Source organism: Alteromonas sp. H02 (genome assembly GCF_059682525.1).
Map to the genome: position 1 here is coordinate 3895564 of NZ_CM185021.1, position 15056 is coordinate 3910619.

Below are 15056 nucleotides of genomic sequence, written 5' to 3' on the forward strand. Positions count from 1 at the left end.
GTGTATGCTCAGGCATGTCAGGATAAGACCGTTTTCAGAACCTTAGTAATCGTTCACGCGGTGCCTTTCTCAACTGTCCTTGTGGTCTTGTTAGGCAACATTGATACCCCCTTTCTTGAGGTACGGCCACGATTCGTGATAAATCGACCAAAAAATAGTTTAACCATATGAAATATATTGAATATCTCAACGAACTAACAGCAGACTTTGCGCTATTGATACACTGTTTGTTATATTCGTACTTTCAACTTAGAATTTTACTACCCACTTCAGTACCGACAATACGGTTAAATTATGTATGTAATTGGTCAACTTGCCAAATTGGCAAGCGTAAACGTTGAGACCGTTAGATATTATGAACGGTGCGGCTTAATTGAACAGCCCCAAAAACCCGTTAAAGGTTATCGTCGTTATCCTGAGACGACTTTGAATCGCATTCGGTTTATCAAACGTGCTCAAGAGTTAGGGTTTTCCTTGGATGAGATCGCTAACTTGCTGATGCTGGAAGAGACTTCTTGCCAAGAAGTACAAAGTATAGCAAACCACAAACTTGCCAGTGTTCGTGCAAAAATGGCTGATCTACGCCGCTTAGAAACCAGTCTTAATGATTTACTGAAACAATGTGCAAGCAACACTGAACAGGCACATTGCCCGATTATTACTTCCCTTCTCCCAGAAAACAACTAATAACAATCGCTAAACCCCTTGACTCCGTACTTGGATACGGAGTTTATACTGTTTTCTATCAGAACATTTGAAGTGGAGTAAGCCATGGCAAAAAACGATACCAGTTTACCGCTAGTTGGTGGTATTGCTGCTGCTATTGGTGCTGGGCTTTGTTGTGCTGGGCCCTTAGTCTTGTTACTACTAGGCGTTAGTGGTTCTTGGATTGGCAATCTGACCGTATTGGAGCCATACCGCCCTATTTTTATCTTGCTGGTACTGGTTTTATTTAGTTTTGCCGGTTGGAAAGTTTATCGACCTATAGAAGAGTGTGAGCCTGGAACCGCTTGTGCAATGCCACAAGTACGTAAGCGCCGGCAGATCATTTTCTGGGTAACCGCCTTCATTGCATTAATATTAGTCACTAGCAATTACTGGATTATCTGGTTTGCTTAATTATATCGTTGAGAAATAACCCTTGGAGAAGAAGATGAAAAAAATTGCACTATTATCCCTACTATCAATACTTAGCTTGGGTGCGTTTGCCAAGCAGCAAACAGTCATGCTTGAAGTTCCCACGATGACCTGCGTAACTTGTCCGATTACGGTGGAAAAAGCATTGCAACAGGTTGAGGGAGTTACCAAAGCTGAAGTGACCTTCGAAGATAAGTTAGCCGTGGTCACTTTTGATGATGAAAAAACTACGGTGGAAAAGCTGACCGAGGCCACAAAAAATGCCGGCTATCCATCTGTGGTAAAGCAATAAAGGACGAATACTAATGAAGAACCTGCTGAGTCTTTTTACCCGCATTGGCGACAAAGCCAGCTCATTAGGTGCCGTGGTGTCTGCCATGGGTTGTGCCATGTGCTTTCCGGCCATCGCCAGCTTGGGGGCAGCCATCGGGCAGGGTTCCTCAGTCAGTGGTAGTGGTTCTTTATCAATACACTCTTGCCTATATTGGCTTGGGTTAGCCTAATAGTTAACGGACTTGGCTGGATTGGTCACAAGCAGTGGCATCGTAACCTGCTTGGTATGCTAGGGCCTATTCTGTTGTTGCTATCACTTTATCCGTTCTTTCAATATGCCTGGAGCACTTATGTGACGTACTCAGCCTTGGCACTGATGGTAGCGGTATCAATCTGGGATATTTTTTCGCCAGCGAATAAACGCTGTGACAATGAAAGTTGTGTGCTTCCTGCCGACAACACTCACTCAAATCCATAAGGAGGTCTTTATGCGTAAATTCTCCATCTCTGGAATGACTTGTGAAAGATGCCCTCAGCAGATCGAAGATGCCTTGATCGTCATGCCTGGCGTCAGAAATGCCACCGTTTTTTATACGAAATCCAGTGCAGTCGTCGAAGCAGAATCTGATGTCAATGAACAGACGCTAATCAATACCATCAAAGCTCTTGGCTACACGGCTCAACCTGTCGCGTTAGATGGCTGCGATAGTGAAGATGTGACTGACAAAAAGTCGCTGCATGTCGCTATCATCGGTACTGGCTCGGCTGCTTTTGCTTGTGCTATCAAGGCAGTGGAAAATGGAGCACAAGTCACACTCGTTGAAGCTGGAGATGTGATCGGAGGTTGTTGTGTTAATGTCGGTTGTGTACCTTCGAAAATTCTGCTCCGGGCTGCCCAGCTGGCTGAACAGCAGCGTAACAATCCTTTCGACGGTCTAGAAAATCATGAACCTTCTTTGGATCGTAGCTTGTTAGCGAAACAACAAACTGCACGCGTGGAAGAGTTACGTGCCGCCAAATATCAGCATATTCTGGATACCAATCCAGCATTGTCATTGGTACAAGGTTATGCATCTTTTAAAGATACTCATACCTTAACTATTCGCAACAAAGATGGTTACGAGCAAGAGCTGGTTGCAGATCGCTTTTTGATTGCCAGCGGCAGTCAGCCATCTATTCCTCCTATTCCAGGCCTGGTTGATACCCCTTATTGGACTTCGACGGAAGCTTTATTCGAAACTGAGCTACCTGAGCACTTGTTAGTGATAGGCTCTTCAGTTGTGGCTGTCGAACTTGCTCAAGCTTATCGTCGGCTGGGTGCAGAGGTCACTATCTTGGCTCGCAGTACTTTATTGCTCCGTGAAGACCCACTGTTGGGAGAAGGCTTAACCGTAGCTTTTGAACAGGAAGGCATTCGCGTACTGGAACATACCCAAGCCAGTCAGGTGTCTTATGAAGATAATAAGTTTATCCTTGATACCGAGCAAGGAGAAATTCGTGGCGATAAATTGCTGGTCGCCACCGGCCGTGCACCTAATACCGGTAAGCTTAATCTTGCCGCTGCCGGTGTAGAAAAAGAGGCCAATGGAGCGGTCACTGTAGGTGATCAGATGCGCACATCACAGTCACATATTTACGCAGCAGGTGATTGTAGTAACATGCCGCAACTGGTTTATGTCGCGGCAGCGGCAGGCAGTCGTGCAGGGATTAACATGACAGGGGGTGAAGCTCGGTTGAATCTATCCGCGATGCCAGCCGTGATCTTTACCGAACCGCAGGTAGCAACGGTAGGGTTGTCAGAACAAGAAGCTCATGCACAGAATATTGAGACCGAAAGTCGAGTATTGCCACTGGAAAACGTGCCTCGAGCACTGGCTAACTTCGACTCTCAGGGTTTCATCAAACTGGTGGTTGAAGCTGGCTCCCAACGCCTGATCGGAGCCCAAGTATTAGCTCATGATGGCGGCGAGATTATCCAGAGCGCGGCACTGGCGATTCACAACCACATGACAGTGGATGACTTAGCGGATCAATTGTTTCCTTATTTAACTATGGTGGAAGGCCTGAAGCTTTGTGCACAAACTTTCAGTAAAGATATTAAAGAACTGTCTTGCTGTGCTGGGTAAGCTTTATCTTTCGTCAGAAAAGATATTTATGAGTCTGCTTTTGGTTTCCAGTGATACGGTACTACCAATTTACTGCATATTTCTTCGTGGAAAGTTTCTTCAGTAACTGTTTGAGAGCTAGCCTCAAGCAAGATATTTGGCCACAATAGGAGATGTGATCATCTGAATTACTGCAAAGAATGTGGCTGGTATTACTATTTCTGATGGCAACCGGGATGCAGCCACAAAAGCCGCTGCAATGCTAAATTCTTTTTTGCTGACAGTAAATAGGTATGCGATGACTTCCGGTCGGTCTGTCGTTATAAACCGTGAAGCCATTCCAATTAAGTAGCCACAAAGATTTAGACTTAAAGCTGCTCCAGCAATTACAAAAGCATACTATCCATAACCAATGATGGTTTCTGCATTGGAAGCCACTACCGCAAGTAATATTACAAGATAGAAGACTGACCCAATTCCTGCGTAAGTCGAATCATGCTTTGAAATAATCGTCGGAAAGTTGGTGCGTAAGGTTACACCGAGAATTGTAGGCACTAAAACAACTAGAGCTAACTCCAGGATGATGGAAACGAGAGGGACTTCTAGCTGTATCCCTGTCAGCCATAGAAAAAGGAGCGGAACTAGGACCAGCGGGGGCATTTGAACGAAAACCTACGGTTTTGAATCCTGTGGCACCCTCGTAACCGTAGGTTTTCGTTTGATAGCCGTTAATCCCTGTATTTGAGGTTCGGCTGCATTCGGCCGGTAAAAGCGTTGAATTTAGCCACAAAACCTATAACACATTGATAATATGTAGGAATATCAATATTCTTTTTCCACCTGACGTTGGTCGAATCGATGCTTCTCCTTGGCCTGCAGGGTCTTGTGGAAGAACCGACAAATTTGCCAAGTTTGCTCGTTTAGGGGCTGGCAACGATTTCTGCATTTGCAGCCAGACGATCAAAACACATCCATTAAATCGTTATAGCGAACTTTGAAGCTGTTTAAACTGCCCTTGGATCACTGCTTTTTCCTGAAGAATCACCTTATTCTCATCGGTCAGAAATGCCACTTTATCCTGGGCGGTTTTCAGTTCGGCTTTGGTGGTCTCCAGTGCGTGGGATAACACGGCCACTTGCTTATCGACATCTGCTTTCTGAGTGGTGAGCGCGGCCATGTTTTCCGACAATTGCTCATTTTTATGCTGGTATTCCCGGCACCTTGTCACGGCTTCTTCATACTCGTGTTCCAGGTTCTGGATATCTTCCATCTTTGCGTTCAAGTCGCTATTTAGCGCCGCATTGGCCCGTTTTAATTCATCGGCATTTCGTTGTAACTGCGCGTTGATGTCGAATAGCTCGGACGCTCTCGACTCAGTCTGTGCGAGCCGGTGTTGCAGATCCTGAATCTGATCATTTAACCCCTGGTTAACTATACGGAACTGTTCGCGCTCCTGCTGGCGGTCTTCGGCAGTGCGCTGCTGGTAATGTTCGAAATGATCGCGAATATCCCGGTTTTCTTGCCTGAGTTCACTGACACTCTCCTTCAAGTCGTTGGCTCGCGTAAGAGCTTCGTCCCGCTGAGACTCGGCCTTTGCCAGCCTGACGCGTGCGTCTTCCAGGGACTTGTCTTGCAGGCTTTTTTCCTCGGTAATTCGTGCTATCTGGTTCTCAAGGTCCCGTTGTCGGGCAGTAAGTTGCGCGATGGTGTTGTTGGCATAGGTCAACTCTGTGCGGAGTTCTTCCTTTAAAGTCTCGAATTCCTGGCGACCTTGTTCGATACGGTGGTCGGCCATCTGCTGTACCCGCTCATGCAGGGACTTTACCACCTCGATGAGGTCGTTCGGCAGTCCACTGACATCGGCCGCCTCCCCATTGTCTGACCGCCAACGCTTGAGCAATGGCGCGATGGTGCTTTTGCTGCCGGTGCCCAGATGCTCGCGCACCCTATCCACCGTGGGTTCCTGGCCATGTGTTTTAATGACTTCAGCTGCTTTAGCGATATCGTGATAAGTGACTCCGGCACGGGCCATGGTGATTCCTCTCGGATTATTTAGTAACATATTACATAACACGTAATATAACATTATATATGTGTTTTTCAAGATCGCTTGAATTCAAGATACTAACCACCGATAATCTACCTTATCGTAGGTTAATGGATCTTGACGTAAATTTTCGACTTGTAACGCCGGTACATAGCCGCCTTTTGAGCGACATCGAAGGAAATCCTATTCATGAACAACAAACCGCCAAAACCGGCTAGCAACTTGCCATTACGTAATGAGGAATCGACCCTGATTGAACGTCAGGAAGCCGAATCATTGCGGCACTACCTCCAGGCAGCGACGTCCGACAACACGCGCAAAGCCTACCGCTCGGCCATTCGCCAATTTGAAAAATGGGGTGGTCGCCTGCCCTCGGATCGGGATACTGTCGTGCGTTACCTGCTGGCCAGAGCCGAATCGCTCAACCCCCGGACCCTGGATCTGCACCTGACCGCCATTAGCCAATGGCACCATTACCAAGGGCTCATCGATCCGGTAAGCGATCCGTTGGTCCGCAAAACCATGGAAGGCGTTCGTCGTACTCAAGGCCAACCCAAACGCAAAGCCAAGGCATTACGTTTGGAGCACATTGCCCAGATGGTGAATCACTTGCGGCAACTGCCTGACACCAAAAAGAAACAGCGGGATATCGCGCTGGTGTTGACCGGCTTTTTTGGCGCCTTTCGTCGTAGCGAATTGGTGGCCATTCAAATCGGTGATCTGGTGTGGGAACCAGAAGGACTTCTCATCCGGCTGTCTCGTTCCAAGACCGATCAACAAGCCATGGGCTTAGTGCGAGCATTACCTTTCGGTGCACCAGGCTGCTGTCCTGCTATGGCCATGAAGAACTGGATAGAATTGGCTGATATCAATGAAGGTCCGGTTTTTCGTCCCGTTAACCGTTGGGATAAGGTTCAACCCAAAGCACTGAATCCCGGTGGCATTAATCAATTACTCAAGACTCTGGGCAACGCCTGTCAGTTCGATTTCGTGCCGGACTTGAGCAGCCATAGCTTTCGGCGTGGCCTCTCTACATCGGCAGCGAGGGAAAAAATCGACTTTGAGTTTATTAAGAAACAAGGCGGCTGGAAGAGCGACGCTACCGTATGGGAGTACATCGAAGAAGGACAGCAATTCACCAATAATGCCTCATTTATCCTCCTAGAAAAGTTGCAAGCGCTTATAGACAGTCAACTACAATGAAAAGCTGCCTTTGTAGAGATAGGGTAATGATCACAACAAATACTTTAGTGAACCCATGGCGCGGCTCAGTAGCGATAACACCAGGTATCGGTGCGTTCCTCGGCGAGTCAGGAGACAATAAGCCCCATAAACATTGGGCGCATCAAATCGCGATCGGTTTAGATGCAAACGTTGAAGTCATTTCCAGCGAAACACGGCACAAAGAAAAGGGGTTATGGATACCGGCTGGAGTTACTCATCAATTGATAATGGCCGAGGTACTGTGTATTTATATCGATCCAACCCATGATATTTGCAAAGCCTTGCTGCCTCACATAAAAAATCCGTTGATGCAACCCATTGGGACACTCCGTGAGGAATTCAATACGGCGTGTTTATCTCGCTTTACTGCCACGGAAAACCTTTCATTCGAACTGGAGGCTTTCGAGCGTCACTACCGGCACGATCAAACATCTGATCCAAAGAGCAGATTGAGCCACATTTTAAAAGCATTACATGCCGAAGCCATGGATGGGCGATCAATCTCTAGAGCCGAGTTGGCAAAGAAAGTTCGTCTTTCCCCAAGTCGTTTTTCCCACTGGTTTTCCGAAAGCACCGGCTTACCTTTACGCAGCTATAAAAAGTGGTTAAAACTATTAACGGGGTTTGAGTTATCACGCCAAATGTCACTCACTGATGCGGCAATTGCATCGGGATTTTCCGATCAGGCCCATTTCTGCCGGTCTGTTACCGAGGCTTTTGGTGTTTCCCCGGCAGTTATTCAACGGCTTTTGTCAGAATAAACAGCACTTTCGTTCAATGTGGCTACGTGTAAACATGAGATGCTGAACACTCTCAATCAGCGAGGAGTGTTAAAATGATTCGTAGCATAACGTGGTTGGTTAGGCTCCTGTATTTGCCGTTGTTTTTGCTCGTCGGAAATGGCGTCGCTATCTATCTTGTTGCCGAGGGTTACAACCAAGGTTGGCTGGTATTTTTGATCTTGGTATTTATAGGAATTTCCTTCGCCACCGAAAAACTGACACCCTATGATCGTGCGTTTAATGAACCGCAACAAGATCAGCGACGCGATCTGCTTCACGCCTTTATGAACGAGTCACTTAATGTTATTGGCGTTGCTGTACTCCCGTTATTTGGTGGCTTGCTGGTCTTGGCACCGATATGGCCTTCCGGGTGGCCGCTGGCTTTCCAGTTACTTTTGGCGATCCTCATTTCTGATGTTGGCATCACCCTGGCGCATTTTGCCAGTCATCGCCTCTCTTCACTGTGGCGCCTTCATGCCGTTCATCACAGCGTAAAACGGCTATACGGTTTTAATGGTCTTATGAAACATCCATTGCATCAATTGATAGAAACCGTCGCAGGAACGACACCATTGCTCTTTGTAGGAGTGCCACAAAATGTCCTGATGTTGTTGGTGGTTGCAGTAGTGCTTCAGTTACTATTGCAGCACTCGAACGTGGCGTATTTTACTGGACCGCTGAGGAGGGTTCTCGCAATCAACGCGGTGCATCGTTTCCACCACTTAAATACGGCAGAAGAAGGCGATGTGAACTTCGGGCTTTTTACCACCTTGACGGATCGCTTGTTGGGAACGGCTTATTTTGACTCTGAACGAACGATCGGTACTAAAGATCTTGGTATCGCTTCAACGCCGAATTATCCAGCTGACTATTGGCAACAGTTGATGCAGCCTTTTCGACGGGACAAGACATGAGGTTATTTAGTAATTGATAAATCCGAGAACACGCTCCACATGCCACAGCGGGAGCGTGTTCTCCACTTACCTCATTCCTTTGTTGTTTTCATGGTCGCTGTTATCGCCTTCATCATGAACTTGATGATTCCTACTACCTATGGTACTCACAATAAAAATACACACCCCTATGAATATCGCTGTATCAGCCAGATTGAATGCTGGCCAATGAGAATAGCTCCAGTGAAAATCAAGAAAGTCCACTACCGATCCACGCCATACACGATCAACCAGGTTGCCCAATGCACCACCAAGCAGCATCGAATAGCTCGCCGCTTCAAGCCGGGTTGGACGCCGCCGCATTGTCCAAACCAACCAAACCGATACGCCAGAGGCTAATGCAATAAAGAAATAGCGTTGCCAGCCACCAGCATCAGCTAGCAAGCTGAATGCAGCCCCAGGATTCATCATGTGTACGATATTAAGAATTGAGTTAATCTCCACGCGCTCACCGTACTCTATCGTACGCTCAACGGCATACTTACTCGCCTGGTCCATCAGTAATATCAAACCGGAAAGACACAGCCAACCACAAAAGGTGTTTGTCGGGTTAGAGTTCGCCATGAAGTTAATTTTCTTTTCCTCCAATCGGTAGCGCTTGCTCGACAGGGGTGACGTATACCCAACCGGATATGTTGGGTCCGATTTTCCCGGTTTTGCGAATGATGGTCGTCACCTCATCCACCTGATTGTCATCACAGACCAGTGATAATTGGACTTCTGAGATAACCACGCCAGCTTCGGCAGAATAGGCCAATTCCCGCTCCCCGAGGGGCTTCAAAGTACCCTTGATGTCGAGTAGCGATAGGTTTTTGTAACCCGCGTCACGCAGTGCGTCGATGACATCAGCGGATCGAACGTGGTGGATAAAGGCGGTAATTTGTTTCATGTAAATACTCCAAAAAAATTCGCTATTACTGTTAGATGGATCGCGGCAAGAGGATGCTTGCCGCGATCCAGCGGGTATTACTCAGCGATCGGTTCGCCATTGTTATCAATCGCTTTTGGCCTTCGCCAAGCCAATCGATACAGACCGGGGAGCACCAATAACGTAAGTAACGTGGAAGAGATAATGCCGCCGATAACCACCGTGGCCAGTGGCCGCTGAACTTCCGCCCCGGTGCTGGTATTGAGTGCCATCGGCAGGAAACCTAATGCGGCCACCAGAGCGACCATCAATATCGGCCGCAATCTCAACATGGCGCCGCCCAGAATCGCCTGCTCGACGGATTCACCGCGATTGAGCTCATCCCGAAAGGCCGACACCATCATGACCCCCGTCAGTACAGAAACCCCGCATAAGGTAATAAACCCAACGCCGGCTGTGATCGAGAGGGGAATATCTCTTAACCACAAGGCGATAACGCCACCGGTCAGCGCCAGCGGTACGCCACTGAAGACCAATGCCGCATCTTTTGCCGAACCAAAGGTCATCATCAACAGTGCAAAAATCATCACCAAAGTGACGGGGACAAGCAGGCTTAACCGCTGCGAGGCCGATTGCAGTTGCTCAAAGGTGCCTCCATACTCCAGCCAATAGCCGGGCGGCAATTTCACCTGTTGCGCAACTTTGCCCTGAACTTCAGCCACAAAACCACCCAAATCACGACCGCGAACGTTCGCGCTGACAACCAGTCGCCGCTTGCCGTTTTCGCGAGAGATCTGATTAGGTCCAGGGGCCAGCGTGAGACTGGCCACTTCCCGCAGCGGTACGTAGCCGCCCTCTGGCAGCGGTATCGGCAAACGTTCCAACGCGCGCAAGTCGCCCCTTATGCCCTCGGCCACTCGCACCACTATCGAGAAACGTTGATCGCCTTCAAAGATCAGGCCAGCCTCCTCACCGCCCGTGGCGGCGGCGACTACGTCCTGCACATCGGCGACATTCAAGCCATAACGATACATAGCTGAACGATCAGCATTAATGGACAGAATAGGCAAACCGGATACCTGTTCGACCTTGACACCTTCGGCGCCCTCGATGCCAGTCAATACCGCCGCGATTTCGCTGCCCGATTTAAGCAGCTGGTCCAAATCATCGCCGAACACCTTGATCCCGAGGTCTGATCGCACACCAGAAATCAATTCATTGAAGCGCAGTTGGATCGGCTGGCTGATCTCATAGGCATTTCCCGGCAACAACGTCAGTTTCTCACCAATTTCTTCCAACAGCTGCGCTTTGGTTTTATCAGGATCGGGCCATTCACTGCGATCCCTGAGCATGACATAGCCATCGGAAATGTTGGGCCCCATGGGGTCACTGGCAACTTCGGCCGTGCCGACGCGCGCGAAGTAGGTTTTGACTTCAGGGATTTCCAGAACCGCTTTTTCCAGTTGAAACTGCATATCCAGGGATTGAGTGAGACTGGTGCCGGGTATTCGCAGTGCCTGGACGGCAATATCGCCCTCATCCAGATTAGGGATAAATTCCGTCCCCATCCGCGTGGCCAGTGCGCCGACCAAAACCACAAAGATCAGGGCCGCAGACAATACGAGAACGCGAAACTTTAGCGCCCACGCCAAAACCGGGGCGTAAAACCGTTTGGAGTGGCGAACAATAAAATTGTCCTTCTCCTCGATATGCCCCGTCATAAACAGCGCCACGGCGGCAGGGACGAAGGTGAGTGACAGCACCAACGCAGACAGCAAGGCCATGATCACCGCCATAGCCATGGGCGTAAACATTTTGCCTTCCACGCCCGTCAAAGCCAGGATGGGTAAGTTCACCAGAATCACCACTAACACGCTGATCAAACTCGGCGCAAAAACCTCGCGGGTGGCCGCAAACACCGTTTGAAAACGCTCATCCAGTTTTAAGGTGCGCCCAAGATGATGCTGTCGCCCAGCCAAGCGCATGATACAGTTTTCGACAATGATCACCGCACCATCCACAATCAAGCCAAAATCGAGTGCGCCCAAACTCATCAGATTGGCGCTGACCTTGGTTTGCACCATGCCCGTCATCAACATCAACATCGACAATGGAATCACCATTGCGGTGAGTAAGGCCGCCCGGACGTTGCCGAGCATGATCAGGAGCACGACGACAACCAATACCGCACCTTCGGCCAGGTTGGCCTGCACCGTGGCAATGGTTTTATCGACCAGTACCGTACGGTTATAAACCGGTTCGGCAATCACGCCCTCGGGCAGCGTCTTATTGATCTCCAACAACTTGGCCGACACATCCTGGGAAACCGTCCGACTATTACCTCCCAGCAGCATGACGGCGGTACCCAATACAGTCTCCTCACCATCGCGAGTAGCGGCACCTGTGCGCAACTCTTTGCCGAATCCGACCTCGGCCACATCAGCCACGGTAATGGGTAACCCGGCTCGACGAGCGACGATGATTTTTTCGATCGCCGGGATGTCAGCTACCTGTCCGGGGGCACGAATCAGGTATTGTTCGCCATTTTTTTCGATATATCCGGCACCGATGTTGGCGTTGTTTTTCTCCAATGCCGCCACCAGATCGTCGAAGCTGAGCTGGTAGGCCAGCAGTTTTGACGGTTCCGGGGTGACGTGGAACTGCTTTTCAAAGCCGCCAATGGTATTGACTTCGGTAACACCTGGAACCAGGCGCAATTGCGGACGTATCACCCAATCCTGCAAGGTGCGTAAGGCCGTCGCATCATACGGCTCACCATTTTCCATCAAGGCGCCCGGTTTCGCATGCACCGCATAGTGAAAGATTTCACCGAGGCCTGTGGCAACGGGTCCCATCGCCGGATCGATTCCCGAAGGCATCTCGCTTTTCGCCTGCTGCAAGCGCTCGTTGATAAGATTGCGGGCAAAGTAAATGTCCGTGCCTTTTTCAAACACCACGGTCACCTGAGACAGGGCATAGCGTGATATCGAACGGGTACTCTCAACATAGGGCAACCCCGTGATCGCCAGTTCTACCAGGTAGGTAATGCGTTGCTCCACTTCCAGCGGTGAGTAGCCGGGAGCTTCGGTATTGATTTGCACCTGGACATTGGTGATATCGGGTACCGCGTCAATGGGTAGCTGCTGATAGTTCCAGACACCCAGGGCGCCCGTTACCAGCACCAGAAACATCACCAGCCAGCGGCGTGCGATGGAAAATTGAATGAGTTTATCGATCATCACACACTCCTTCGTTGAGCGGCGATAGAATGCTGCTCCGGCCGATGGAATCCAGAATGTCTTTCAGGGAGCTATTAATCATCATCGCCAACCTCCCCTTTACCCAATTCCGCTTTCAAAATAAAACTGTTTTTGCTGACATACACTTCATCTGCGGACAGACCTGCCACCACTTCGGTTAGCTCACCGTCGGTTCGCCCCAAAGTCACTGTACGTGCTTCAAAACCTTCCTCACCCCGAACAAAAACGACAGGGTTATCCTCGACGATTTGCAAGGCTTCGTTGCGGATCACCATTGGAGCGGCTATTTCGGCGCGGGTGATTTGCGCGTTGACAAAGAGACCGGGTTTCCAAATGCCATTCGGGTTGTCGATCAAAGCGCGCGCCATAATGGCCTGATTACCAGTTTGGCCAAGCGGCGCAATATAGATGATTTTTCCCTCTGCGATATGGGTCGAATCGAGACTGAGAATGCGAACCCGCTGGCCTAATTCAACCTGAGCAACATCCTTGGGAAAAACCGACAGCTCCACCCAAACCGTTGAGAAATCCTGTACTACCAACAACGGGATATCCGTAGTGTGCTCGCCAGCGTTTGCATTCCGCTGGGTAACGGCACCATTGAGTGCGGATACTATCGAATAGGTTTTCAGACTTTCATTCGCTTCCACAGTCACCAGGGGTTCGCCTTTGCGAACCGGATCACCAACACTTTTTTTAACTTCCCGAATAACGCCGTCGAAGCGTGCCGTTACCGACTGTACACGCTCTGCGTTGGTGGCGACGACGCCATATACTGGCAAAACATCGCGGATGCTGCCCGAGGTAACGGTTGCCAGCGTAATGCCGGCATGTTTTATCTGCTCCTGGGTCAGCTCGACGTGGCCTTCTTCACCGTGCTCTTCCTCTTCTCCGTGACCCGTCTCGGCGAAAGTTTGTCCAGACAACAGGGTGATCGCAAAGCAACACGTAATTAGACGGATAAATGATTTTTTTAACTGGGTATTTGATTTCATTGTGGGGTTCCTGAAAATGTGTTGTCTTCGCCATACTGTGTCAAGGCCAAGGGCTCTGCTGTTAGCTGCTCAATTTCTGCACCATAGGTTAAGGCGGCTGCGGCCGCTTCGATCTGGGTGCGCCTGGCGCTCAATAATTCCTGCCGCGCGCTGACATAGTCGAGATACCCGTAGCGACCGCGTTGATAGGCCGCCTGAGTTTCTACCAGGGCCTGCTCAAGGGCGGGAATGATGGCGGTGCGCAGTGCCTCTACCGCGACAATGGCTTGTTTGCGGTTGTGAAAAGCCCGGAACAGTTGCGTGTGTAGATCCAGCAGCATTACATCGCGCTCTGCCAACACCTGATTTTTTTCGGCCAACGCGGTCGAAACGGCGCCGACATTTCGCTTGCCGGAAAACAACGGCATGCTGAAACCCGCTACCAACGCGGTGTCATCGGTTTCCTGCAAGCGACGAACCCCCACCGACCAACTGATATCGGCACTGGATTGGGTTTGAGCAAGGCGTATTTCTGCTTCTTTGAGGCGGGACTCTGCTGCGAATACTTCTATCGCAGGATTTTTTTCAACTTTGGCGTACAACAGGTCGAATGCCACGTCCTCGCCAAACTGGAATAGATCACCTTCCACTTTGTCAAAGTCCGGTGAGGTTACCCCCCACAGGGCAGACAACGACACTTTCAAATAAGCAAGCCGTTGCTGCTCCGAAAGCAAAGCGAGCTTCGCTTGCTCGGCAGCGGCCTGTGCCCGTTTGACTTCCGCCTCGGGTGTCGCTCCCGCCGTAGCCCGCTTTTTCACAATGCGTAAGCTCTCGCTCGCCAATTGGGCGGCCTCGCCAGCCAGGGTGACCTGCTCCTGTGCTGCTAGCACATCGACGTAACGGCGGGTGACTTCGCCCAATAAGGCCAAGGATTCCACCTGTCGGCTGGCATTGAGCACCGACCGACTGTGGGAGATTACGCCTTGCCGTGCCGCGCGCTTATCCCCCATTTCGATGACCGAAGACAGCGCAATGGTGAGTTCAGCACCACTTGCGCCGCTGAAGTCCCCAGTGCCCCCGACATTTTCAGCGTCAAATCCCAGCTCATACGCCGGTCTTAACCCGGCTGTTTCGGCCTGCCCTTGAAGGGCTGCGTAGCGGTAGGGAAAAACTTTTAAAGACGGGTTTTGTGACAAGGCGCGCTGCACCGCATTGGTCAGCGTGATCGTTGAGTCCCCAGGTGCGGCGTTAAGCCCCGACGAAGAAATAAAAAATAATAAACTGAACAGAATGCAGCGGCTTTTGATATTCCTCCGCCCCAAAGCGCCAGAACCCGGCGCAGTACGTATTGATAGCATATGGTAGATCCTACTTATTTAAGATAATTCAAACCGCGCGTTGCAACGATAACGGCAACACAGAAAAAACATAAT

14 protein-coding genes and 1 pseudogene are annotated in these 15056 nt (G+C 49.9%); 8 read left to right on the forward strand and 7 right to left on the reverse strand.

What is annotated here, in order from left to right:
- The first annotated feature begins 291 nt into the window (after positions 1-291).
- The 5 genes and pseudogenes from merR (at position 292) to merA (ending at position 3536) form a co-directional block, all read left to right on the forward strand.
- The gene (gene merR / locus AC566Q_RS18090; RefSeq protein WP_425292844.1) at positions 292-687 is read left to right on the forward strand and encodes a mercury resistance transcriptional regulator MerR; all 396 of its coding nucleotides are present in this window, start codon (positions 292-294) and stop codon (positions 685-687) included.
- A gap of 84 nt (positions 688-771) precedes the next feature.
- Positions 772-1119, forward strand: coding sequence for a mercuric transporter MerT family protein (locus AC566Q_RS18095; RefSeq protein WP_012801203.1), 348 nt, complete (start codon positions 772-774; stop codon positions 1117-1119).
- A gap of 34 nt (positions 1120-1153) precedes the next feature.
- Positions 1154-1429, forward strand: coding sequence for a mercury resistance system periplasmic binding protein MerP (gene merP, locus AC566Q_RS18100; RefSeq protein WP_012801202.1), 276 nt, complete (start codon positions 1154-1156; stop codon positions 1427-1429).
- A 13-nt stretch (positions 1430-1442) separates the two neighbouring features.
- A pseudogene (gene merC / locus AC566Q_RS18105) lies at positions 1443-1888 on the forward strand (organomercurial transporter MerC).
- Between the two features lie 10 nt (positions 1889-1898).
- A complete protein-coding gene (gene merA / locus AC566Q_RS18110; protein ID WP_012801201.1) occupies positions 1899-3536 on the forward strand; it encodes a mercury(II) reductase in 1638 nt (545 codons plus the stop codon).
- A 378-nt stretch (positions 3537-3914) separates the two neighbouring features.
- On the opposite strand, the gene AC566Q_RS18115 is transcribed toward merA, so the two are convergent.
- The gene (locus AC566Q_RS18115) at positions 3915-4175 is read right to left on the reverse strand and encodes a bile acid:sodium symporter (RefSeq protein ID WP_499609130.1); all 261 of its coding nucleotides are present in this window, start codon (positions 4173-4175) and stop codon (positions 3915-3917) included.
- 322 nt (positions 4176-4497) lie between these two features.
- Positions 4498-5547, reverse strand: a complete 1050-nt coding sequence (locus AC566Q_RS18120) for a DNA-binding protein (protein ID WP_105934539.1) — start codon at positions 5545-5547, stop codon at positions 4498-4500.
- Positions 5548-5751: 204 nt separating this feature from the next.
- Here AC566Q_RS18120 and AC566Q_RS18125 point away from each other — a divergent pair, with 204 nt between their 5' ends.
- The 3 genes from AC566Q_RS18125 to AC566Q_RS18135 all read left to right on the forward strand — a co-directional run bounded on the left by AC566Q_RS18125 (position 5752) and on the right by AC566Q_RS18135 (position 8482).
- The gene (locus AC566Q_RS18125) at positions 5752-6765 is read left to right on the forward strand and encodes a tyrosine-type recombinase/integrase (RefSeq protein WP_037431571.1); all 1014 of its coding nucleotides are present in this window, start codon (positions 5752-5754) and stop codon (positions 6763-6765) included.
- 26 nt (positions 6766-6791) lie between these two features.
- The gene (locus tag AC566Q_RS18130; RefSeq protein ID WP_050991421.1) at positions 6792-7547 is read left to right on the forward strand and encodes a helix-turn-helix domain-containing protein; all 756 of its coding nucleotides are present in this window, start codon (positions 6792-6794) and stop codon (positions 7545-7547) included.
- 74 nt (positions 7548-7621) lie between these two features.
- Positions 7622-8482, forward strand: a complete 861-nt coding sequence (locus AC566Q_RS18135) for a sterol desaturase family protein (protein ID WP_186507490.1) — start codon at positions 7622-7624, stop codon at positions 8480-8482.
- Positions 8483-8548: 66 nt separating this feature from the next.
- On the opposite strand, the gene lspA is transcribed toward AC566Q_RS18135, so the two are convergent.
- The 5 genes from lspA to AC566Q_RS18160 form a co-directional block, all read right to left on the reverse strand.
- A complete protein-coding gene (gene lspA, locus AC566Q_RS18140) occupies positions 8549-9085 on the reverse strand; it encodes a signal peptidase II (protein WP_140907663.1) in 537 nt (178 codons plus the stop codon).
- Positions 9086-9089: 4 nt separating this feature from the next.
- Positions 9090-9410 (reverse strand): P-II family nitrogen regulator, encoded by a 321-nt coding sequence (locus AC566Q_RS18145; protein WP_037431672.1) that lies wholly within the window; start codon positions 9408-9410, stop codon positions 9090-9092.
- Between the two features lie 77 nt (positions 9411-9487).
- Positions 9488-12628 (reverse strand): efflux RND transporter permease subunit, encoded by a 3141-nt coding sequence (locus AC566Q_RS18150; protein WP_499609136.1) that lies wholly within the window; start codon positions 12626-12628, stop codon positions 9488-9490.
- Positions 12629-12702: 74 nt separating this feature from the next.
- On the reverse strand, positions 12703-13644 hold the full coding sequence (locus AC566Q_RS18155; protein ID WP_011711492.1) for an efflux RND transporter periplasmic adaptor subunit: 942 nt from the start codon (positions 13642-13644) through the stop codon (positions 12703-12705).
- A complete protein-coding gene (locus AC566Q_RS18160) occupies positions 13641-14981 on the reverse strand; it encodes a TolC family protein (RefSeq protein WP_499609139.1) in 1341 nt (446 codons plus the stop codon). Before AC566Q_RS18160 ends, AC566Q_RS18155 begins: the two co-directional genes overlap by 4 nt.
- Between the last annotated feature and the right edge of the window lie 75 nt (positions 14982-15056).

Coding starts and splice junctions, on each gene's coding strand:
- AC566Q_RS18115 (WP_499609130.1), bottom strand. CDS start 4,175: ATGCCCCCGCTGGTCCTAGTTCCGCTCCTTTTTCTATGGCTGACAGGG.
- AC566Q_RS18160 (WP_499609139.1), bottom strand. CDS start 14,981: ATGCTATCAATACGTACTGCGCCGGGTTCTGGCGCTTTGGGGCGGAGG.
- AC566Q_RS18155 (WP_011711492.1), bottom strand. CDS start 13,644: ATGAAATCAAATACCCAGTTAAAAAAATCATTTATCCGTCTAATTACG.
- AC566Q_RS18125 (WP_037431571.1), top strand. CDS start 5,752: ATGAACAACAAACCGCCAAAACCGGCTAGCAACTTGCCATTACGTAAT.
- lspA (WP_140907663.1), bottom strand. CDS start 9,085: ATGGCGAACTCTAACCCGACAAACACCTTTTGTGGTTGGCTGTGTCTT.
- AC566Q_RS18145 (WP_037431672.1), bottom strand. CDS start 9,410: ATGAAACAAATTACCGCCTTTATCCACCACGTTCGATCCGCTGATGTC.
- merA (WP_012801201.1), top strand. CDS start 1,899: ATGCGTAAATTCTCCATCTCTGGAATGACTTGTGAAAGATGCCCTCAG.
- AC566Q_RS18150 (WP_499609136.1), bottom strand. CDS start 12,628: ATGATCGATAAACTCATTCAATTTTCCATCGCACGCCGCTGGCTGGTG.
- AC566Q_RS18130 (WP_050991421.1), top strand. CDS start 6,792: ATGATCACAACAAATACTTTAGTGAACCCATGGCGCGGCTCAGTAGCG.
- AC566Q_RS18120 (WP_105934539.1), bottom strand. CDS start 5,547: ATGGCCCGTGCCGGAGTCACTTATCACGATATCGCTAAAGCAGCTGAA.
- AC566Q_RS18135 (WP_186507490.1), top strand. CDS start 7,622: ATGATTCGTAGCATAACGTGGTTGGTTAGGCTCCTGTATTTGCCGTTG.
- merP (WP_012801202.1), top strand. CDS start 1,154: ATGAAAAAAATTGCACTATTATCCCTACTATCAATACTTAGCTTGGGT.
- AC566Q_RS18095 (WP_012801203.1), top strand. CDS start 772: ATGGCAAAAAACGATACCAGTTTACCGCTAGTTGGTGGTATTGCTGCT.